We start from the raw sequence: 21,283 nt of genomic DNA, 5'->3' as shown, positions 1-21,283 counted from the left end.
ATATCGGATGCCCGCCGGGGAAGGCTCGATCTCCCACCTTGACAGGAGGACGAGATGCCCTTCATCACCGTCGGCACGGAGAACTCCGCGCCCATCGACCTGTACTACGAGGACCATGGGTCGGGTCAGCCGATCGTGCTGATCCACGGGTTCCCCTTCAACGGGGCGACATGGGAGAAGGTCTCCGGGCCGCTGCTCGACGCCGGTTACCGGGTGATCACGTATGACCGACGCGGTTACGGCAACTCGGCGCAGCCGACGTTCGGGTACGACTACGACACCTTCGCCGCCGACCTCGACGTGCTGATGACCGAGCTGGATCTGCGCAACACGATCCTGGTCGGCCACTCGATGGGCACCGGCGAGGTGACCCGCTACCTGGGCGCGTACGGCTCGGAGCGGGTGGACCGGGCGGTGCTGCTGGCGCCGCTGGCACCGTACCTGCGGCACGCGCCGGACAACCCGGAGGGCGTCGAGGCGAGCATCTTCGAGGGGTTCAAGCAGGCGATCGTGCAGGACCGGTTCGCCTACCTCACCCAGTTCTGCAACAACTTCTTCAACTACGACGAGAACAAGGGCAAGCTGGTCAGCGAGGAGGCGTACCGGGCGCACTGGAACATCGGGGCGATGGCCTCCGCCAAGGCCACGCACGACAGCGTGGACGCCTGGGGCACCGACTTCCGGGCCGACGTGTCCCGGATCGACGTGCCGGTGCTGATCGTGCAGGGCGACAAGGACAACGTGCTGCCGTACCCGAAGACCGGTCAGCGGTTGCAGCCGATGCTCGCCGACAGCCGGTTGGTCACCCTCAAGGGCGCACCGCACGGCACCCCGTGGACCAACGCCACCGAGGTGAACCAGGCGATCATGGAGTTCATCGGCTCGCCGGCCATGGCCCGCGCCTGAGCCGGCCGCCGTCCGGTGCGGTCCGCACCGGTCCCAGGCGGGCAACACGACGGGCGCGACCCGGTACCGGGTCGCGCCCGTCGTGACGGCGGTCAGCTCTCGAGCCGGGCCAGTTCCTCGTCCACGATCGAGGGGTCGAGCTTGCGGAAGACCGGCTTGGGCGCGGCGAGCGGCCGGCCCACCACGAGCGGTACCGACTCCCATCGCGCGCCCTGGGTGTAGTCACCGGTCAGCACCGGGTACGCGGGGCCGACGTCGAGGTCGGCGACCTCCTCGATCACCGGCATCGGGGCGTGCACCCCGGTGCCGCCGAGCAGCTCGTGGATCTTCTGTGCGGAGTGCGGCAGGAACGGGGTGAGCAGCGTGTTGGCGTCGCTGACCACCTGGAGGGCGACGTGCAGGATGGTGCCCATCCGGGGCTTGTCCGCCGCGTCCTTGAGCTTCCACGGCGCCTGCTCGGAGAGGTACTTGTTCGCCTCGGCGACCACCTTCATCGCCTCGCCGATGGCCTGCTTCTGCCGGTGCCTGGCGATCAGGTCGCCGACCGTGCCGAAGCCGGAGCGCGCCACGGCCAGCAGTGCCTCGTCGGCCTCGGTGAGCCCGGCCGGGTCGATCGCCGGGATCTCGCCGAAGTTCTTCGCCGCCATCGAGACGGACCGGTTGACCAGGTTGCCCCAGCCGGCGACCAGCTCGTCGTTGTTGCGGCGCAGGAACTCGGCCCAGGTGAAGTCGGTGTCGTTGTTCTCCGGCCCGGCCACCGCGATGAAGTAGCGCAACGCGTCGGCGTCGTACCGCTGGAGGAAGTCCCGGACGTAGATGACCACCCGGCGCGAGGAGGAGAACTTGCGTCCCTCCATGGTCAGGAATTCGCTGGAGACCACCTCGGTGGGCAGGTTGAGCCGGCCGAGCTGGCCCGGTTCGCCGCCCCGGCTGCCCTCACCGGAGTAGCCGGCGAGCAGCGCGGGCCAGATCACCGAGTGGAAGACGATGTTGTCCTTGCCCATGAAGTAGTAGGCCTGGGCGTCCTTGCCCGCGCCGTCGGTGGACCACCATTTCCGCCATGCTTCCGGGTCGCCGGTGCGGCGGGCCCACTCGATGGAGGCGGACAGGTAGCCGATGACGGCGTCGAACCAGACGTAGATCCGCTTGTCGGTGCGCTCGCGCCAGCCGTCCAGCGGGATCGGCACGCCCCACTCCAGGTCCCGGGTGATGGCCCGGGGGTGCAGGTCGTCCAGCAGGTTCTTCGAGAAGCGCAGTACGTTCGGGCGCCAGCCCTCCCGGGTGTCCAGCCACTGCCGCAGCACGTCGGCCAGGGCGGGCAGGTCGAGGAAGAAGTGCTCGGTCTCGACGAACTCCGGCGCCTCACCGTTGATCTTCGACCGCGGGTTGATCAGGTCGATCGGGTCGAGCTGGTTGCCGCAGTTGTCGCACTGGTCGCCGCGGGCGCTGTCGTAGCCGCAGATCGGGCAGGTGCCCTCGATGTACCTGTCGGGCAGGGTCCGGCCGGTGGACGGCGAGATCGCCCCCATTGTGGTTTTCGGCACGATGTAGCCGTTGCGGTACATCCCCTCGAACAGCTCCTGCACCACGGCGTAGTGGTTGCCGGTGGTGGTGCGGGTGAACAGGTCGTAGGAGAGACCGAGACCGTGCAGGTCCTCGACGATCACCCGGTTGTACCGGTCGGCCAGTTCCCGCGGTGTCAGCCCCTCGGCGTCGGCCTGCACCTGGATCGGCGTGCCGTGTTCGTCGGTGCCGGAGACCATGAGCACGTCGTGGCCGGCCATCCGCATGTACCGGGCGAAGACGTCGGAGGGAACGCCGAAACCGGAGACGTGGCCGATGTGGCGCGGGCCGTTGGCGTACGGCCAGGCCACCGCCGCGAGAACGTGACTCATGGACAGAAAGCCTAGTGACCCTCGCGCGGTGACCGCGAACCAATAGGCCCCCCGGGTCGGCGTGGAGGTTCGGCCGCCGTCGGCGCGTCGTCCGATTTGTCGCCGACACGCTGCTTGAGCTGCCCGATCAGCCACCTTCCCCGGTGTCCAATGAAACGTGTGACTGGCAGCCGAGCCGCCCGAGACCACTCCGACGGCCCCTCCCCCGACGCCGGGCCGGAATCCACCGCGCCGCCGCGTGCCCAGGTGGTGGCGCCGCAGCCGCGCGCGGTGCCCCCGGCGGCACCCGACGGCGAGGCCGGGCCGGACCGGGCCGATCCCGCCACCGTCGAGTTGCGGCGCGGAGTCGAGGTGGAGCCGACGACCGGCGCGCCCGTGGACACGCTGCCGCGCCGGGTCCCGGTCCGCTCGGCCGGGCGCCGGGGCCGCCGGCAACGGGCCCGCGACGACGGTACGGCCGACGAGGACACCTTCTGGGCACCGATCGAGGAGGTGCACTGGGACGGCACGCCGGTGCGGCAGGAGCTACCCGGCGACGGAACTCCGTGGTGGCGGCGGTTCTGGCCGGTACGCCGGCACCGGGAACGGAGCAGTCACCCCCCGGATCCCCTGGCGGGACTGTCCGCGATGATCGGGTTGAGCCTCGCGGCGGCCTTCTTCGCCTGGGTCAGCGCCGGCCCGCTCTGGCTCGCCGTCGGGCACGCCACCTCCGGCACGGTGACGGTCACCAGGTGCACCGGCGACGGCCTGACCCAGCGGTGCCGGGGCATTTTCACAGCGGTGGACGAGGAGTTCCGGACCCACGGCGTACGGGTCAGCGGGGTGCCCCGGGACCGGGCGGTGCCCGGTTCGGCCCTGCCCGCCCGGGTGACCGGCCCGGACGGTCACGTCGCCTACGCCGACCGTGGGGTGGGCGCCCAGCTGCGCTGGCTGCTCGGGGTGCTCGGGGTGCTCGGCTGTGCGGTCGGCATCGCCCGCTGGACCGGTGCGACCCGGCTGCCCGACCAGACCGAGCGGCGTTGGGCGATCACCGCCTCGCTGGCCGGTCCGCTGCTGACCGCCCTGGGCTTCCTGATCGCCGCCTGGTAGCGCCCAGGTTCACTGGTGCACCAGGGCGTAGACGTCGCGGCGGCGCAAGCCGTGCGCGGTCGCGACGTCCGTGATCGCGTCCCGCCGGCTTCGGCCGGCCGCCTCCCGCTCGGCGACCGCGGCGCGTAGCGCGTCGTCGTCGGGGCGGACTGCGGGTGTGGCCGGAGCGCCGGCCACGACGAGGGTGATCTCGCCGCGCGGGTCGCCGTCGGCGGCCCACCGGGCCAGTTCACCGAGCGGGCGCCGCAGCACCTCCTCGTAGGTCTTGGTCAGCTCGCGGCAGAGAGCGGCGGGGCGGTCGGCGCCGAACGCGTCGGCCAGGTCGGTGAGCGCGGCGGCGATCCGGTGCGGCGCTTCGAAGAGCACAAGCGTCCGTTCCTCGTCGGCAAGTGCCCGCAGCCGGGCGCGACGGGCACCGGGGGCACGGGGCAGGAACCCCTCGAAGCAGAACCGGTCGCAGGGCAGCCCGGACAGGGCGAGAGCGGTGGTGACGGCGCTGGGACCGGGCGCTGCGGTGACCGGCACCCCGGCGTCCAGGGCGGCGCGGACCAACCGGTAGCCGGGGTCGGAGACGCTGGGCATGCCACCGTCGGTGACCAACGCGACCACGTATCCCTCGGTGAGCACGTCGACCAGTTCCGGGGTGCGCCGTTCCTCGTTGCCCTCGAAGTACGAGACGATCCGGCCGGGGATGGTCACGCCGAGATCGCGGGCGAGTCTGTTCAGTCGGCGGGTGTCCTCTGCGGCGACCACGTCGGCGGCGGCGAGCACGTCCCGCAGTCGGGTGGAGGCGTCGGCGGGGTTGCCGAGCGGCGCGCCGAGCAGAATCAGGCGTCCCGTTTCGGACAATTCACCCACAGCTGCGCACTCCTTCATCGATGGTCGTACCGGATATGGGGACGACAGGCACCACCGACCCCCTTCGCAGCCTACGATCGCCGGGTGACGAGTGCGTCGACAGCACAGAGCGCGAGCCCCGACCAGCCCTCGGAGCCGACAGCCACCACAAACACCGCCACCGATCCGGCGGAGGGTGGCGTACCGGCGACGATCCGCCGCCGGCTGGCCACCGTCGAGGCCGGGCTGGACGCCCGTTCGTGGTTGGCCACGGCGGTGGTGGTGGTCATCGCGGCGGTTCTCCGGTTCGCGAACCTCAGCCATCCACCAGGCAAGATCTTCGACGAGGTCTACTACGCCCGGGACGCCTGGGGGCTCATCGACAAGGGCGTGGAGTGGAACTACACGAACGGCGGTCCGTCGTACGTGGTCCACCCGCCGCTGGGCAAGTGGTTGATCGGCCTCGGCGAGTGGGCCTTCGGTTACCGCGACGCCGAGCACGGCATCTCGGTGCCCGGCCACCTGTTCACCACCGCACCGGAGTTCGGTTGGCGCTTCTCGGCGGCACTGCTCGGCACCCTGTCGGTGCTGCTGCTGGTCCGCATCGGCCGCCGGATGTTCCGCTCCACGGTGCTCGGCTGCGCCGCCGGCCTGCTGCTCGCGGTCGACGGGTTCCACCTGGTGCTCTCCCGCACCGCGCTGCTCGACATCTTCCTGCTCTTCTTCGTCCTGGCCGCCTTCGGCGCGCTGGTGCTGGACCGGGACGCGACCCGCCGCCGTTGGGCCCGGGCACTGGAGTCCGGGCTGGATCCGACCGCCCGGGGGCGGGCCGGCCGTCCGCCCGGTGGCTGGCGGAACTGGCCCTGGTGGCGGCTGGCGACCGGGGTGCTGCTCGGCTGCGCCTTCGCGGTGAAGTGGAGCGCGCTGTTCTTCGTACCCGTCTTCGCGCTGCTGATGTTCCTCTGGGACGTCGGCGCCCGACGGTCGGCCGGGGTGCCCCGGCCGTGGCGGGACACGCTGCTCGACGGCGTGCCCTGGATGGTGCTCGCCGGCCTGCTGATGGCGGTCACCTACGTCGCGACGTGGTCCGGTTGGCTGTTCGGCCAGGAGGGCTACTACCGGCTCGCCGAGCGGTACCCGGACGCCGGGCTCAGCGACGCGCCCGTCGTCGGCCCGCTGTGGAACCTGGTGCAGTACCACCAGGCCGCGCTCGGTTTCCACAGCCAGCTCGACGATCCGCACAAGTACCAGTCGTGGCCGTGGCAGTGGTTGCTGCTGGGCCGGCCGGTGGCGTTCCACTGGACCGGCGAGGGCCCCTGCGGTGCGGCGAGCTGCGCCGAGGAGGTACTGCTGCTGGGCACCCCGCTGCTGTGGTGGTCGTTCCTGCCCGCGCTGGTGGCGCTGGTCTGGCTCGGGCTGGCGCGGCGGGACTGGCGGGCCGGCGCGATCCTGCTCGCCGTGGCATCCGGGCTGCTGCCCTGGTTCTGGTTCGCCCTCGACGGCCGGACGATGTTCTCCTTCTACGCCGCACCGGCGCTGCCGTTCCTGGTGCTCGCCGTGATCTACGTGCTGGGTGCCATCGCCTCGCCAGCGGGGCCGAGCGGCACCCGAGCCGTGACCGGCGCCGAGGAGGAGGCGAGCCGGGACCGCCGGCTGGTCGGTGGGGTGATCGCCGGGGCCTACGTGGCGCTTGTCGTCCTCTGCTTCGCGTACTTCTATCCGATCTTCGTGGGCTCGGTGTTGCCGTACGAGGACTGGTCGGCGCGGATGTGGTTGGACGGCCGCTGGATCTGACCCACCACGAAGGGCCCGTACGCCTCGGCGTACGGGCCCTTCGTCGGGAAATAGGACGCGCCCCGATCGCCTGCCACGGGGGAAGCGGGCGATTGGGGCGCGCACCAGCAGCTTAACCACCCGCGACCGGGGGCACAACGGGGCGGCGCGGGTCAGATTTCCGACGAATGCTCAATGCGACAAGAAGTCAGGGCCGTCGTTGTCGCTGCGTGACTCCTCGCGGACGCTGCGCCGTCGAGGAGGCACCGTCCGGCGGACAGCTGAACCGTTCCGTCCAGCCCTTCAGCTTCCGGTGACATCGCCACGCATCGAATTCCCGTCCGGACTGGACGATCGTCCGGCCGGCAACTCAGTGCCGTTTCGGCCGGCGCGGCAACCAGCCGAAGAACCGCTCCTGCAATGACGTCGGACCGGCGACGTGCAGGTCTTCGGCGGCGGCGGCGAGACAGGCGCCCAGGTAGACACTGAGCATCGCCCGATCCACGCCGTACTCGGTGAGCAACTGCTCCCGTTTGGGCTCGCACGGCCACTGGGCCCCACAGGTGCCGCACGTCCATTCGGGGGTCACCGGGGCGTGCTCGCCCGCCCGCCCGGGAGGCGCGATTCCGTCCGCCTCCGCCACCGTGACACCCGAGCGATCCGTAACACCCGTCATCGCGCTCCCTTCCGCCTCCACCGGGGACGGCGGGCGTGCCGCCCACCGCCGGGTCGAACATGCCCGTGCGCACGTACAGCGTCCGCGAACGCTCAGGCGTTACAACGTTGCGGTACGTTGACCAACCATGGCCGCCGCGACCCGCCGTAGGCATTGCATCAACCAGGAGCCCCCATCGTCGCCGGTCACTTGGACCGGCACCACCGGCCGAAAGCACCACCCCGGAGCCGCAGGTGCGTGACCTGCTCCCGCCCACCGTCGCGGTGGCCGTGGCAGGTCCGGACGACTGGTCCGGGTGGCTGCACGCGGCCGAGGTGGCCTGTCTCGGGGAACGCGCGGTGGACAGCCGCCGCCGGGACTTCACCGCCGGCCGGGTGTGCGCCCGGCGCGCCATGGCCGCGCTCGGCCTGCCGCCGGTCGCCGTGCCGGCCGCCGCCGACCGTTCCCCGGTCTGGCCGGCGGGCATGGTCGGCACCATCACCCACACCCGTGGCTACTGCGCCGCAGCCGTCGCCCGCAGCGACGAGATCCGGGCGGTCGGCATGGACGCCGAGCAGCACCGCGAACTGGGTGCGGGGGTACGCCGACTGATCTGCCTGCCCGAGGAGGACGAGCAGATCGTCCGGCTGCCACCGGGCATCTCCTGGCCGGCGGTGATCTTCAGTGCGAAGGAGACCGTCTACAAGGTGTGGCATCCGGTCGTCGGCAGCTGGCTCGACTTCCACGACGCGCTGGTGCACCTCGACCCCGACGCCGGGACGTTCACCGCGCGGATCTCGAACGCCCGGGTCGCCGAGGCGCCAGTCGACGACCCGCCCCCGCTGATCACCGGCCGCTTCGCGGTCGAGGCCGACCTGGTGCGCACCGCCGCCACGCTCACCGCGCGGTAGCGGCCCTCGCCCGTCGGCAGCGCTCGCACCGCAGCAGCGGCGAACGAGCGCAGCACGGACCGCACCGCGCGACCCGGCGACCCGGCGACCCGGCGACCCGGCGACCCGGCGACCCGGCGACCCGGCGACCCGGCGACCCGGCGACCCGGCGACCCGGCGACCGGATGATCTGTCCTGAATGGACTTGTCTACACTCCGCCCGGTGATCAACAAGAGATGGTCGTCAGCCGCCCTGCTCGGGCTGCTGGCGGCGACCACGCTTGCCGGCCCGGTGCCGGCACTCGCCGACGACCGGGCGGAACCTCCCGCCGAGCCACCACGGGTCCAGCTCGTACTGGATGTGAGCGGCTCGATGCGGGCCGCCGACATCGACGGGCGTAGCCGGATCTCGGTGGCCCAGCAGGCGTTCGGCGAGGTGGTGGACGCCCTGCCCGACGAGACCCAGCTGGGCATCCGGGTGCTGGGCGCCACCTACCAGGGCAAGGACAAGCAGCAGGGCTGCCGGGACACCCAGCAGATCGTGCCGGTCGGCCCGGTCGACCGGACGCAGGCGAAGGCGGCGGTGGCGACCCTGCGCCCGACCGGTTTCACCCCGGTCGGACTCGCCCTGCGCGAAGCCGCCAAGGACCTCGGTACCGGCACCACCGCCCGGCGGATCGTGCTGATCACCGACGGTGAGGACACCTGCGCCCCACCGGACCCCTGCCAGGTGGCCCGCGAGTTGGCGGCCAAGGGCACCACGCTCGTGGTGGACACCCTCGGTCTCGCACCGGACGAGAAGGTACGCCGGCAGTTGCTGTGCATCGCCGCCGCCACCGGCGGAACGTACACCGCGGCACAGAGCGCCGAGGAGCTGACCGACCGGCTGAAGCAACTTGTCGACCGGGCCCGCGACACCTACGCCACCACCCCGGCGAAGGTCGACGGAACCAAGGCCTGCCAGGGCGCGCCCCTGCTCTCCCCCGGCGTCTACACCGACCGGGAGACCTTCTCCGAGCATCGCTGGTACCGGGTGCCGGTGCGGCCGGGCCAGGAACTGCGGGCCTCGGTCAGCGTGGCGCTCGACCGCCCGGTCAACCCCGACTACGGCGTACTGCTGCGGGCCACCGCGGCGGACGGCCGGGAACTTGTCCGCGGGGTGGACGCCGGCAGCGGACGTACCGACGTGATCTCCACCGGCCTGCGCTGGTCGGCAGGCGACGACGCCGAGCGTGACGAGGAGGCCGACCCGACGCCGGCGGCCAGCGCGTCCCCGGCCGTCACAAGCGTCTGCCTGGTGGTCAGCAACATGTTCTCGCCCCGAGCGGGCACCGCCGGAGACCCGGGCATGCCCGTCGAGCTGACCGTCGACGTGGTCGCCGCGTCGTCCGCCCCGGACGGGCCGGACCTGGGTCGCGGCTGGGTCCTGCTGCTCCTGCTGACCCTGGCCGGCCTGCTCACCGGGCTCGTCACCGGCCTGCTCACCCGCTGGTGGGTAGCCACCTGGAGGAACTGAGAGATGCTCACCCGCTCAGCAACCGCCGCCGCGTTGATCGCCGCCGGCCTCGCCCTGACCCCCGGCGTGGCGCTCGCCGCGCCCACCCCCACCCCGTCCCCCGGTGCCGTCACCGTCACCAAGGCCGGCACCTCGTACCTGAGTGCCACCCCGGTCGCCGCCGGACAGCCCGTCCGGGTCGCCGCCTCGACTGGTGAGTACCTCTACTGGTCGTTCCCGGCCGCCGCAGGCGAGATCCACGAGATCACCGCGACGGTCACCCTCGCGCCGAACCGCAGCGGCCGATCCACCTGGACCGTGGAGGTCTTCGACGGGCTACGACGCCGGCAGGCGTGCACCGCCGGCGCGCAGACGCCCACCGCTGACGCCTCGGCCCGTACCGTCGGCATCGGCTGCACCATGCGGCGGGTGCGCCCATGGGCCGAGCCGTGGTCCGGCGACCCGCTACCCGGCACCTACTACGTGCGGCTGGCCGTGGTGGACGTGCCCGAGCCCGACCTCGGCCTACCGATCGACGTGGATCTGCTGGTCTCGACCACCGACGACGCCGGCACCTCCGCTGACGACGGCAGGCTGGAGGCGGCGTTGGTGCCACCGACGAATGCCGGCGCCGTCCTGGACGCCGAACCGACTGTCGCACCGGAGGACGACGGGGACGACGGCTGGAACCTGAGCCTTTCCGGCTGGCTGCCCGAGGCCGGTTCCCGCTGGATCTGGACCACCGCCGGCGGGATGCTGGCCGCTGTCGCTGGCGTGGTCGGATTCGCCCTCACCCGGCGCCCCTCCACCAGGTGAGCCCCGCCGGCAGGTCGTGCTGAGGTGCCCACCCGACCTGCCGGCGGCCCTGGCAAGCCGCTACCCGCGGCGGAGCGCCCTGAAGCGGCCGGCGGTGGTATCGGTGCGGCCCGGTGCCCGGGCGGTGGAAGCGCCCGGGCACCGGCCGGCGTCAGAGCCGGGCGAGGATCTTCCTCATGGTGACGATCTCGGCCTGCTGCGTGGTGACGATCCGCTGCGCCAACGCTCTGGCGTCCGGGTTGGCGCCCTGAGCGGCCTCCTCCTCGGCCATCGTGACGGCCCCCTCGTGATGAGCGATCATCATGGTGAGGAACTTCCTGTCGAACTCGGTGCCGGAGGCGGCCGCGAGTTCGGCCATGTCGGCCTCGGACATCATGCCCGGCATCTCGTGGTCCATCTCCGGCATGCCGTGGTCGTCGCCGCCGGCCATCGGCATCGGTGCGCCCCACAGCGTCAGCCAGCCCCGCAGCTGGGCTATCTCGGGCGCCTGGGCGTCCTTGATCTGCGTGGCGAGCTGCTTCACCTCCGGGTCGGACGCACGGGTGGTGGCCAGGTCGGACATCTCGACCGCCTGCTCGTGGTGCGGGATCATCATCTGCGCGAACATCACGTCGGCCGCGTTGCTGGTGGCGGATTCTCCGCTTATCGCGCTGGCGGACGGGCTACCCGGCATGGTGTGGCCAGCGCCGACCGAATGGTCGGAGCCGCAACCGCCGAGACCGATCGCAACGGTGAGGCTGACGCCGGCCAGGATGACCCGGCGTGGACAGGTGCGATTCATGGTTTGACAGGGCCTTTCAGAGTCGGTGAACAGAAGCGAGTCGGCGCGGTCACCCACCGGGGTGCGCGCGGTTCGCTGCTATATCCGCAGTACCGACACGGCGGCCGTGGTCAAGCCGATCATGGAAAAGGCGGGCGGGGCACGGCCGTTCAGGGCCCGGGTGAGCCGCCGATCCCGTGGCAGCACGCTGCGCGTACGCCGGAGGAGACGGACGGCGAGCACGACGGCGAGTGCGAATCCGGCGGCGATCGCCACACAGACCGTCCAGCCCGAGGAATGCCCGTGTCCCGGCTCCTCAGTGGTCTGGGTGGCCTGTGCCACACACCGCTCGTCGTGGCAGTCGTCTATGTGAGCTGACGAGGACGGCGCGGCATGGCCGCCGTGGCCGGCCGGGCCGAGGACCGGATCATGGCCCAGGCTGTGCATCGCGGCCAGCCCGAACAGGGTGCACGCGAGCAGCACGAACCGGAACCATCGCCCGGGGTTGGCCGCTTCGCCTCGCACCCGATCACGGTATCGCGCGACCGGCCCCCCGCACCGCGATCCCGTCCGTCGGCTACCTCGCGGATCTGATCTGGCGGGTGATCGACGCGTCGGTGATCTCGGCGTCCTTCGCCAGCAGCATCGCCTTGCTGAGGATGACCGCGAGCATGCCGTCCCCCTCGAACGGCAGGAACTGCTGTTCGCCGGTCCGGCCGGTGCTGCGGTCCGGCACGATGCAGAGGTACTCGTCGTTCGGGCTCATCAGGATGTTGCCCGACCCCAGGTGAATCCGGTACGTGCGCAGGTCGCCGTCGACCACCAGGAAGCGGCCCTCAAGGTGGGCCCGCTGCCCCACCGCCAGCCGGGGCAGCAGCCGGGCCAGCAACTCCCGCCGGGTTTCGGCGGTCGCGGACAACTCACCGAAGCTGTACGACGACCAGTAGTCCCGGAACCGGCCCTGTGGACCGCCGTCCGACCAGGTCGGGTCGTTGCCGACACTGGCCACCCCGACGAAGAGATCAACGTCCCGCATGATCTCGCTGAACACCAGTGGCGGGATCCGGTCGAGCGGCAGCGGGTCCCCCGGCCGGGCGTCCGTCCACGGCGATGCCGAGTAACCGCCACCGGAGGCGTGCGACCAGTTCTGCGCGGCGGCGATCGGGTAGAACCGCACCTGGTCGGTGACGAGCCGCAGGTACGACCCGCTGTCGGTGGTGTCGGTGTCCCACTCGTCGCCGATCCCCTCCACCCAGTACTCGGCGCGCAGCCCCCACCCGGGCAGCTCCCGGAAGGTCGGCGGATAGGAGTCGTCGACCATCAGGCGGAGCCGGTCCGTCCAGCCCCGGACCGCGGCCAGGGCGTGGAACTGGTGCTGACGCAGGATGTGCCCGGCGAACCGGTTCGAGTACGTGCCGGTGGTCTCCTCGGCGGGCGTGAGCAGGTAGACCTCCCGATGTGCCTGCTTGAACGGCTGGACGATCCGGTGCCGCTCCAACCACTCCCGCCAACCGACCACCTCCGGCACCGACCGGCCTATCGGATGCCAGATGCGCACCTCGGCGTCGTCGCCAGCGGCCACCGGAGTGTCGTCAGCAGTGCGCAGCGCGCCGTCGGCCCAACCGCAGGGCACCCCGTCGACCAGCCAGAGCAGCCGGCGGGCCAGCGCGCCGACCAACGGATGATCCAGGTAGCGCTGCCGCCACGCGGCAAAGGTCCAGGTGCGTTGGGCCAGGAAGAGCCGGTCCAGCCGGGCCACCTGGGCGGTCAGCATGCCGGTGATCTCCTTGGCCAGGCCCTTCAGGTCGGCCAACTCCGCCGCGTGGTCCCGGCGCACCGCTGCCGGCGGGCTCTTCACCTGCCGGCCGGCCTCCGTGTACCAGGTCAAAGCGACGCTTGTGGACACGATCGCAAGCTCGGCCCGGCAGCCGCCGAGGGGCACCTCGTGCCGGCCAACCCCGGTCAGCCCGTAGTCGGGAACGGCCAGTTCCTCGATCTCGTCCCGACTGACGCCGAGGGCGACGGCGCGAGCATCGAGCGCCTTGTCGATCTCCTTGCGGGTGCCCTTGTAGGTGACCCGCGCCGACAACCGGGCGAGCTGCGCCAGCGCTGGCTCGCCGTCGAGCCGACCGAGCACCCCGACCGCCGCGTTGGCCACCTTCGGGCAGGCCGGTCCGACGCCGGGCAGGCGACGCAGCATCGCCTCGACCAGACCGCCGATGCGGCGCACCTGCTCAGGCGTCGGCCCGGTCCGCTCAATCAGCCAGAGCAGGCCACGCAGCAGGTCCGCGTTCACCGGACTCGGCTGCTGGTGCGGAGCGCGGGCGGCGGTGGCCAACCACCTGTCGAAGAGCTGCCCGGCCTCGCTCAGGTCGACCTCGGCGAGCAGCCGGGCCGCCGCGGTCGACCAGCCGGCGCTCGGTCGGGGCATGGTGGCGGTGCTGGCGTGGGCGACCAACTGCCGCCACGCCGGGTCGAGGGTGGGCAGCTCGGTGAGGATCTGCTGGGCCCAGGGGTCGTCCGGGTCGAGGCGCGGGCCGGCCAGCTCGGCGATGAACTGCCGCAGCCGCTGGCTCTCGTCGGACCTGTCGACGAGCACCTCCATGAGATCAGCGGAGATCGGGCCGGTGGCGACCAGACCCCGGGCCACGATCTCCAGCGCGGTAGGTGACAACGCGTACGGCTCCTCGACGGCGAACGCGGCGAGGTCCTGGAGCTGCTCCGGCGCCAGCTCGGTGGGGAGCCGGCGAGCCAGCTGCCCGATCAGGTCGCGCGGCGGCCAGCTGTGGCGCCGGTCCTGCCGCACGAGGGCGGCCATGGCCTGCACGAGACGCGCCACGTCCGGACGGGACAGTGCGCGCAGCGCGGCGCGTACCTCCGGGTTGTCGCGGCAGAGCCGGGCGTGCGTGTGGAGGTGACCGGCCAGGCTGTCCAGGTCGTTCGCGACGACCAGGTCGCGGGCCCGGTCGGCGTACCAGACGGTGTGGGTGGAGGTGGTCATCAGCCACCGACCAGCGGGACGAGCTTGAGGAAGGTGACCTCGGTGTCGCGGCGCAGATCGACCTCGTCGTCCAGCTCCTCGACCTGACGGTCGTCGACAAGCACCACGAAGCCGTTGCTGCCGAACGCCTTCTCGGCGAGAGCCATCTGCCGCTGCGGGTCGACCCGGCGGCGGGGCCGCTCGCCCCGGTCACCGTTGAGGGCCCGCTCGGTCGAGGTGGGCTGCACCAGCGATCGGCGCGGCTCCGGGGTGGCCGCGTTGTGCTCGGCCACCTCCTGATGGATCCGCCGCCGGATCAGCTCGCGCAGCGTCAACCGCTCCTCGAAGATCTGCAAGGCCCACGCGGGGGTCCGAGCACCAGCGGTGCTCTCGTCCACAAAGGTCACCGTCGCCATGTCGGGGAGTTTAGGTACACCCTCCGACAGTCGGCCCTGCGTGAACCGGGGCCGTTGCTCAGTCCAGGGCGAAGGTTGCCGACGCTCGTCCGGAGGTGTCCGGTACGGCCTCCAGGTAGAGCAGGCCGTCGCGGTGGCGGACGTACTGGCCGGGGAAGTTCACCGACTCCAGCGACACCTTTGTCGCGTCGGCGAGCCCGGCCCTGCGTTGGAAGGTGGCGTCCTGCCGGAACAGGTTCGAGCCGTCGTTGCGTTCCACCCAGACCTGGTGGTTGCGGTGCCGCAGGAAGTAGCCGGGATAGTTTGTCGACTCCAGCGAGATCGCCGAGGAGTTCGACAGGCCGGCGACGATCCGGAACTGCGAGTCGGCCAGGTTTGTGACGTTCGGCTCCAGCCGGACCCGGAACTCCCAGTGCCGCAGGTAGCGATCGGGCAGGTCGTGGGCGCGCAGCCGGACCGGCGTCAGGCCGTCCGGCACTGGAACGCCGAAGTTCGGAGTGCCGTCGGCGTTCCAGTAGACCCGCTGGACCCGGGTCCGCCGGTTCGGGTCGCTCAGCGGGTCGTAGCCGTTGCCGAGGTACCGCTCGTAGTTGCGGGAGTGGTAGACGATCACGTCGCTGCCGTCCTCGGCGACGGTGAACGAGTTGTGCCCGGGCCCGTACTGGCCGGTCCGGCTGTCGCTGGCCAGCACCGGCGTGGCGCGTTTGCTCCACGAGGCCGGGTTCAGCAGATCGCTGCCGGCAGCGGCGGTGAGCAGGCCGACGGCGTAACTGGCGTCGGTGGCGCTCGCCGAGTAGGTCATGAAGACCCGGCCGTTGCGGACCAGCACCGCCGGTCCCTCGTTCACCCGGTAACCCCGGGTCTCCCAGGCGTACGTCGGGGTGGCGATCAGGGTCGGCGTGCCCGCGTACGTCCAGGGGTTGACGGCCCGGGCGAGGTAGATGTTCGAGTTGCTGCCGGCGTACTCCGCCCAGGCCAGGTAGCGCTGGCCGTTGTGCACGAAGGTGGTCGCGTCGAGGGAGAAGCTGTTGCGCGCCGGCTGGAGTTGGCCGCGCTCCACCCACGGGCCGTCGAGCGGGTTCGCGGCACTGCTCTCCAGCACGTACGGCCGGATGGCCCAGATGTCGTCGGTGCGGCCGGCGGCGAAGTAGACGTACCACCGGCCGTCGATGAAGTGGATCTCCGGCGCCCAGATGTGCGCGCCCATCTCGCCACTACCGTGCCGGCGCCAGATCACCCGCTCGGTCGCGGTGGCCAGCCCCTGGAGGGTGGTGGCGCGGCGCAGCACGATCCGGTCGTACTCGGGCACGGTGGCGGTCAGGTAGTAGTAGCCGTCGGTGTGCCGATGGATGTGCGGGTCGGCGCGCTGCTCAGCCAGCGGGTTGGTGAAGGTGACGGCGGCGGCCTGCGCCGGGGCGGCGGGCCCCACCAGCGCGCCAGCCGCCGCCATCACCAGGGCGGCGCACGCCGCTGCCCAGCCGCGGTACGTGAGCTGAGGACGTGTCATCGCCTTCGCCCTTCCGCCGACTGCGAGTCGACCGTCCGGGGCGGGCACAGTCCCCGTCCGACCGTGCCCGCCGTGCCCGCCTCATTGATAGCGTTAACATTCACTCGCCGTCAAGAGACCGACATCTATCGGACGCCCGGCCGCAACACATCAACCGCCCAGCGCAGGCACCCCGGATCACCGCACTCCGGTCCGCCGATGGCACCGAATGGTGGGCGGTCAGGCGGTCGCGCCGCCGTCGATGGCGATCGACGCACCGGTGATGTGCCGTCCGCCGTCGCTGACCAGGTGGCTGACGGTGGCGGCCACGTCCGCCGGTGCCGCGTACCGGCCGAGGGCGATGTGGGACCGCTGGGCGTCGGCGCCGGCGCTGTCCGCCGGGTTCATGTCGGTGTCGGTCGAGCCGGGCAGGATCAGGTTGACGGTGATCCCGCGTGGGCCGAGTTCCCGGGCCAGCGCCCGGGTCAGCCCGTTGACCGCGCTCTTGGTCATCGCGTACGCGCTCACGCCGGGAGCCGGCACCCGGCTGGCGAAGCTGCTGCCGATGTTGACGATCCGCCCACCGTCGCCCATGTGCCGTACCGCCGCCTGGGTGGCCAGGTACACCCCGCGCACGTTCACCGCGACAGCTCGGTCGAGGTCGTCGAAGCTGACCGACTCGATCGGCCCGCCCGCGAACACCCCGGCGTTGTTGACCAGGATGTCCAGCCGCCCCAGCTCGGCGACGGCCCGTTCGACCGCACCGACCACCGCGGCCGGATCCGCACTGTCGCCCTGGATGGAAAGACCCCTGCGGCCGTACGCCTCGATGTCGGCCACCACCGCCTTGGCGCTCTCCACCCCGCACCGGTAGGTGAAGGCGACATGGATGCCGTCCTCGGCCAACCGACGTGCGACGGCTGCACCGATACCACGGCTTCCACCCGTGACCAGCGCAACTCTGCCGGCAAGTTGAACCGTCATGTCGCAATCCTGACAGTCGACTCAGGACATCTGCCGTCCGGGTCACCGGCCAGGGCCAGGCAGCCGCCACCCACGACACCGCCTCACCGATCCCGTGACGGCACCGTCGACAGAAGTCAGCCACCGCTGCACCCTGCGCGGAGGCTCCCCCGACCCACTGGACCACCGCTACGCTGTGGCCCTCGGCCGCGCCGGATCTGGCGTGGTGTCCACATCGCATGGACGATCGCGGAGTGACCGCGCCCCGCGCCCACCCCACTGACAGCAGGATCTCGAAGGGTGGCTGCCGTGGGTCAGCAAAGTGTCGGCGAACTCTGGCATCGTCGGAACCATGTGTGGTTACCCGCATGCTGAGAGTCACTTACCGATCGGCTCGGAGATGCCAGGCCTGGACCTCGCCGGGTGTGCTGCGGTCCTCGGGGTGAGCGGGCCGCAGGTGCGACGGTGGGACTCCGCCGGGCAGTTCGCCGCACCCCGCAGCGGGCAGGGCAGACACCGCCGGTGGCGGCGTACCGATCTCTACCAGTGGGCGGCGACGTCGCCGCTGCACCTGGCCGACCGGGTCCCGTTGAGCCACTGGCCGGCCGCGACGGGCCCCCGCCCCTACCTCGGAGCCAGGCTGATCGCTGACAGTGTCGCGCTCTTGTGGGCCGCACCGGTGGGCACCATGGCCGTGGTCTGGCCGATCTCGGGGCGGCGCCCCGCACCGCGGGGTCACCTGTCCCCCCTGCTGCGTGCCTGGGGCGTGGTGGGCGCGGCGACGGTAGCTACCGGCCTCGACGGCGGCGCTCCCGGCGTCGAACCGCTGCCGATGACTCCGGCACAGGATGCGGGCTCCCCGTTGAGCTGGACAGAGCTGTCGGAGCTGATCGGCCAGCCGCTACCGTACTGGCCACTGCCACTGCGTCGGGAGGTCCTGATCACCCGCTGGCGACCCGGCCAGCCCGCGGTGGAAGCGCTGGCCGGAGATCCGGAGCTGGACACCGACGCGCTCCTTCGCATGGCCAGCCTGTACGAGGCGGACCATCCGGCCGCCCGTCTCCTGGTCGAGCTTGCCCGCGCCGTTTTCCGCCACGAGGCCGAGTCCGCTGGCGGGGAGATCGACGCCGTGGCGAGAGCGGTCGGTGCCGGCACCACAGTCGTCGCCGCCCGGCCGATGCCCGTGCCGGCGGTCGACCGGGACGACGTGGACGAGGGCACCCGCCGCGCGGGTTGGTGGGAGATCCTCTGTCGGCAGGACACCCTCGCCGAGCACTGCCTGCTACAGATGCTGAAGTGGGACAACGGCGCGGACTGCCCGTTCGGCCACCGCTTCACGGTCAGAGCCGCGAGCCCGACCGTCGACGAGTGGATCGCACGGCTGGAGCCGACCCCTCGGAGCGCGGCGTTCCGGCTGCTGGGTGAGGTCGACGCCGACGACGAGACCCTGCGTGACCCGGCCACCGACGCACCGGTGGTCCGCCGCCGCGACGGCGACGAGATCGAGCTGCGGGGCGCGGCGCCGCAACGGCTACGGGCGACATCCCCGTTGGCGGAGATCATCCTGGATCATCCGATCTGGGTCCGCACCGCCGACGGCACGCTGTACCCCGCTCCGCAGGGCTCCTACTGGGGGATCGGTTGGGGCTACCCGGGCTTCGGACCGGGTTGCCTCGCTCTGCTGATTGACCGGCTGCTCGATGACATAAACGCCCGAGCCGCCGACAGCGCCAACGGAGCCCCCGTCGGCCTGCAACGCCTCACCCGGATCACCATGCCCCGCGGCACCGTGCTCACCCGTGAGCAGCTGGAGTCCGCTCGGGCGGGCACCTGGCAACCCACCCGTGACGACTTTCCGGCCGCCGACGAGGAGCACGGGGCCGCGCCACCCCGGTTTATGTGACACCTCCGCGCCCGGACCGGGCCGTACCGTCGAGGCATGGCACCTGGTCCACCTGGGACGACCACCCTGCCCCCGTGGGCCCTCCCCGGTTCCCAGCCGGGTCGGGTCCGCCTGACAGGTGAGCTGCCGCTGGGGCTGCACGACGCGCTGGCCGGCGTACGCGACGACACGGCCGCCCGCGAGCGGGTGTTGCTCACCGGCTGGCTCGCGGTGTTGTCGCGGTGTGTCGGCGAACCCGAGGTCAGCACGGCGGTGGTCGGTACCGCCGGTGGCCTCGACCGGATCAGCTGTGTGGTGGCCGACATCACCTGGGTCGGCCTGGCCGACGTCGTGAGCCGGGCACCGCTGGACAGCCGACCGCACAGCGCCGTCGACGCACGGGGAACGCTCGGCGACGACACCGCCGACCTGGTGGTACGGCTCGGGCCCGGCTGCGACGGGCTGGAGCTGGCCTACGACCTCGCGCACGTCTCCCACGATGCCGCCCAGCGGGTGCTCGGCTACCTGCTCCACGCCCTGGGACGGGCCCTGGCCGCGCCGGATACGACAGTGGACCTCGGCGACATGTTGAGCCCCGAGGAGCGACGGCGTCAGCTCGTCGACCTGTGTGGTGCCCGGGTCGACAACGGTCCCGACGGGTTCGTCGCGGCGTTCCAGTCGCGCGCTGCGGCAGTGCCCGACCGGCCGGCGGTCCGCCACCGCGAGCAGGTGTTGACCTACGGCGAACTCGACCGGGCCTCGCGGCGGCTGGCCCACCGCCTGCGCGGGCTCGGCGTCTCCAGCGGCGACACGGTCGCCGTGGTCAGCGACCGGCACCTCGACTGGGTGGTCGCGATGCTGGGCGTCCTCCGAGCGGGCGCGGTGTATCTGCCGGTCCGGCCCGACTTCCCGCCGTCGCGGGTGCACGGCCAGCTCGACCGGGCCGACTGCCGGCTGGCGCTGGCCGACGACCCCGGCAGCTCGCTCATGTCCGCCGTCGCCGGGACCGATGGCTGGTCCGGAACGGTGGTGCCGATCACCGAGCCCGGCGCCGACCCGGTCGCTGTCGACCTGCCACCGCCGGACGGTGAGCGGCCCGCGTACGTGTACTTCACCTCGGGCTCGACCGGGCAGCCCAAGGGCGCCGTCTGCGCCCACGCCGGCATGATCAATCACTTGTGGGCCAAGGTCGACGACCACGGCCTCGGGCCCGACGACGTGGTGACCCAGACCGCCTCGCAGTGCTTCGACATCTCGCTGTGGCAGGTCTGCGCACCCCTACTGGTCGGCGGCACCTGTGTGGTGGTCGACGTCGATCAGCAGCTCGACGTGGCGGCCTTCACCGCACTGCTGGTCCGGCACGAGGTGACCACGATCCAGGTCGTGCCCTCCTACCTGGAGGTGCTGCTCACCCACCTGGAAACCGGCAGCGTCCGGTTGCCCCGGCTACGGTCGGTGTCGGTGACCGGTGAGGCGCTCCGGTCCGACCTGGTTCGTCGCTGGTTCACGGTGCTACCGGGAGTACGGCTGCTCAACGCCTACGGCGCCACGGAGACCTCCGACGACGCCATGCACGAGGTGCTGGAGGGACCTCCGGAGCGGGACCTGCCCGTGGTCAGCGTCGGCCGGGCACTGCGGAACATGCGGGTCTACGTCGTCGACGAGCGGCTGCGTCTGATGCCGGAGGGTGGCCGCGGGGAGATCGTGTTCGCCGGCGTGTGCGTGGGGCAGGGCTACCTCAACGACCCGCAGCGGACCGCCGAGGTGTTCACCACCGACCCGTACCACCCGGGCGAACGCCTGTACCGCTCCGGTGATCTGGGCCGCTGGCTGCCGGAAGGGCGGCTGGAGTTCCTGGGCCGCCGCGATCACCAGGTCAAGATCCGAGGCCTGCGGGTGGAGATCGGCGAGGTCCGGGCGGCGATCGCGGCGGTACCGGGGGTCATCGACGCCGCTGTCGTCGCCGTCGGGGACGGCAACCGGGCCCGGCTGGTGGCCTTCCACGTCGCCACCGACGAGATCGCCTCGGACGACCTCGACAAGCAGCTCGCCGCACGACTGCCGGACTACATGATCCCGGCGCACCACCTCCGGCTCGACGCGCTGCCGCTCAACGACAACAGCAAGGTCGACATGGTGCGGCTGAGGCGGCTGGCGCAGGAGGCGACCTCCGGCGCGGTCGCGTTCGAGCCGCCCGGCACGGCGGCCGAGCGGTGCCTGGCCGTGGTGTGGTCCGAGGTGCTGGGGCTGCCGGCCGAGCGGGTGAGCCGGCACGACGACTTCTTCGAGTCGGGTGGCACGTCGCTGTCGGCGGTCCATCTGCTGACCCGGCTGAAGCACCGGCTGTCGCTGTCCGACCTGCTGGCTGGCCCGACGCTGCGCGAGATCGCCCTACGTGTGGACAGCGCCGACCTCGATCCCGCCGCCGGCTAGCCGCAAC

At 71.8% G+C, this 21,283-nt stretch carries 17 protein-coding genes; 8 read left to right on the top strand and 9 right to left on the bottom strand.

Translation table 11 applies throughout. From position 1 onward, the window contains the following. Nucleotides 1-54 precede the first annotated feature (54 nt). Nucleotides 55-906: an alpha/beta hydrolase gene (locus AB0I71_RS02410; RefSeq protein ID WP_357581438.1), complete on the top strand. Its 852-nt coding sequence runs from the start codon at nucleotides 55-57 to the stop codon at nucleotides 904-906. 92 nt (nucleotides 907-998) lie between these two features. Here AB0I71_RS02410 and metG read toward each other — a convergent pair whose 3' ends face one another. Next, nucleotides 999-2,801 carry a methionine--tRNA ligase gene (gene metG / locus AB0I71_RS02405; protein WP_357581437.1) on the bottom strand — a complete coding sequence of 601 codons (1,803 nt, stop codon included), beginning with the start codon at nucleotides 2,799-2,801 and terminating at the stop codon, nucleotides 999-1,001. Between the two features lie 150 nt (nucleotides 2,802-2,951). Between metG and AB0I71_RS02400 the strand changes: the two genes are divergently transcribed. Then, nucleotides 2,952-3,890, top strand: coding sequence for a hypothetical protein (locus AB0I71_RS02400; protein ID WP_357581436.1), 939 nt, complete (start codon nucleotides 2,952-2,954; stop codon nucleotides 3,888-3,890). A 9-nt stretch (nucleotides 3,891-3,899) separates the two neighbouring features. Here the strand turns inward: AB0I71_RS02400 and rsmI are convergent, their stop codons facing one another. Continuing rightward, complete coding sequence (rsmI, locus tag AB0I71_RS02395) at nucleotides 3,900-4,748, bottom strand: 16S rRNA (cytidine(1402)-2'-O)-methyltransferase (RefSeq protein ID WP_357581435.1); 849 nt, start codon at nucleotides 4,746-4,748, stop codon at nucleotides 3,900-3,902. Nucleotides 4,749-4,832: 84 nt separating this feature from the next. Here rsmI and AB0I71_RS02390 point away from each other — a divergent pair, with 84 nt between their 5' ends. Then, entirely contained in the window at nucleotides 4,833-6,521 is a 1,689-nt protein-coding gene (locus AB0I71_RS02390; protein WP_357581434.1) for a phospholipid carrier-dependent glycosyltransferase, read from the top strand. A gap of 349 nt (nucleotides 6,522-6,870) precedes the next feature. On the opposite strand, the gene AB0I71_RS02385 is transcribed toward AB0I71_RS02390, so the two are convergent. Next, nucleotides 6,871-7,176, bottom strand: coding sequence for a hypothetical protein (locus tag AB0I71_RS02385; RefSeq protein WP_357581433.1), 306 nt, complete (start codon nucleotides 7,174-7,176; stop codon nucleotides 6,871-6,873). A 233-nt stretch (nucleotides 7,177-7,409) separates the two neighbouring features. Between AB0I71_RS02385 and AB0I71_RS02380 the strand changes: the two genes are divergently transcribed. The 3 genes from AB0I71_RS02380 to AB0I71_RS02370 all read left to right on the top strand — a co-directional run bounded on the left by AB0I71_RS02380 (nucleotide 7,410) and on the right by AB0I71_RS02370 (nucleotide 10,356). Then, nucleotides 7,410-8,066: a 4'-phosphopantetheinyl transferase superfamily protein gene (locus tag AB0I71_RS02380; protein WP_357581432.1), complete on the top strand. Its 657-nt coding sequence runs from the start codon at nucleotides 7,410-7,412 to the stop codon at nucleotides 8,064-8,066. 202 nt (nucleotides 8,067-8,268) lie between these two features. Then, entirely contained in the window at nucleotides 8,269-9,561 is a 1,293-nt protein-coding gene (locus AB0I71_RS02375) for a VWA domain-containing protein (RefSeq protein ID WP_357581431.1), read from the top strand. A gap of 3 nt (nucleotides 9,562-9,564) precedes the next feature. Then, nucleotides 9,565-10,356: a peptidase gene (locus AB0I71_RS02370; protein ID WP_357581430.1), complete on the top strand. Its 792-nt coding sequence runs from the start codon at nucleotides 9,565-9,567 to the stop codon at nucleotides 10,354-10,356. Nucleotides 10,357-10,507: 151 nt separating this feature from the next. Here AB0I71_RS02370 and AB0I71_RS02365 read toward each other — a convergent pair whose 3' ends face one another. The 6 genes from AB0I71_RS02365 to AB0I71_RS02340 form a co-directional block, all read right to left on the bottom strand. After that, nucleotides 10,508-11,137, bottom strand: a complete 630-nt coding sequence (locus AB0I71_RS02365; protein ID WP_357581429.1) for a DUF305 domain-containing protein — start codon at nucleotides 11,135-11,137, stop codon at nucleotides 10,508-10,510. Nucleotides 11,138-11,215: 78 nt separating this feature from the next. Beyond that, complete coding sequence (locus tag AB0I71_RS02360) at nucleotides 11,216-11,641, bottom strand: DUF6153 family protein (RefSeq protein WP_357581428.1); 426 nt, start codon at nucleotides 11,639-11,641, stop codon at nucleotides 11,216-11,218. 52 nt (nucleotides 11,642-11,693) lie between these two features. Next, nucleotides 11,694-14,117: a DUF4132 domain-containing protein gene (locus tag AB0I71_RS02355; RefSeq protein WP_357581427.1), complete on the bottom strand. Its 2,424-nt coding sequence runs from the start codon at nucleotides 14,115-14,117 to the stop codon at nucleotides 11,694-11,696. Next, the gene (locus AB0I71_RS02350; protein ID WP_357581426.1) at nucleotides 14,117-14,512 is read right to left on the bottom strand and encodes a hypothetical protein; all 396 of its coding nucleotides are present in this window, start codon (nucleotides 14,510-14,512) and stop codon (nucleotides 14,117-14,119) included. The genes AB0I71_RS02355 and AB0I71_RS02350 overlap by 1 nt, the downstream gene beginning before the upstream one ends. 58 nt (nucleotides 14,513-14,570) lie before the next feature. Continuing rightward, complete coding sequence (locus tag AB0I71_RS02345) at nucleotides 14,571-16,019, bottom strand: family 43 glycosylhydrolase (RefSeq protein ID WP_357581425.1); 1,449 nt, start codon at nucleotides 16,017-16,019, stop codon at nucleotides 14,571-14,573. 219 nt (nucleotides 16,020-16,238) lie between these two features. Next, complete coding sequence (locus AB0I71_RS02340; RefSeq protein ID WP_357581424.1) at nucleotides 16,239-16,982, bottom strand: 3-oxoacyl-ACP reductase family protein; 744 nt, start codon at nucleotides 16,980-16,982, stop codon at nucleotides 16,239-16,241. Between the two features lie 421 nt (nucleotides 16,983-17,403). Between AB0I71_RS02340 and AB0I71_RS02335 the strand changes: the two genes are divergently transcribed. Next, nucleotides 17,404-18,864 (top strand): hypothetical protein, encoded by a 1,461-nt coding sequence (locus AB0I71_RS02335; protein ID WP_357581423.1) that lies wholly within the window; start codon nucleotides 17,404-17,406, stop codon nucleotides 18,862-18,864. A 36-nt stretch (nucleotides 18,865-18,900) separates the two neighbouring features. Further along, entirely contained in the window at nucleotides 18,901-21,276 is a 2,376-nt protein-coding gene (locus tag AB0I71_RS02330; RefSeq protein WP_357581422.1) for a non-ribosomal peptide synthetase, read from the top strand. Nucleotides 21,277-21,283: the final 7 nt, after the last annotated feature.

Origin of the sequence: Micromonospora sp. NPDC049891, assembly GCF_040660295.1 — a bacterium.
In the GTDB taxonomy this organism is placed as follows: domain Bacteria; phylum Actinomycetota; class Actinomycetes; order Mycobacteriales; family Micromonosporaceae; genus Micromonospora.
This window is presented reverse-complemented; position numbering and strand designations above follow the sequence as displayed.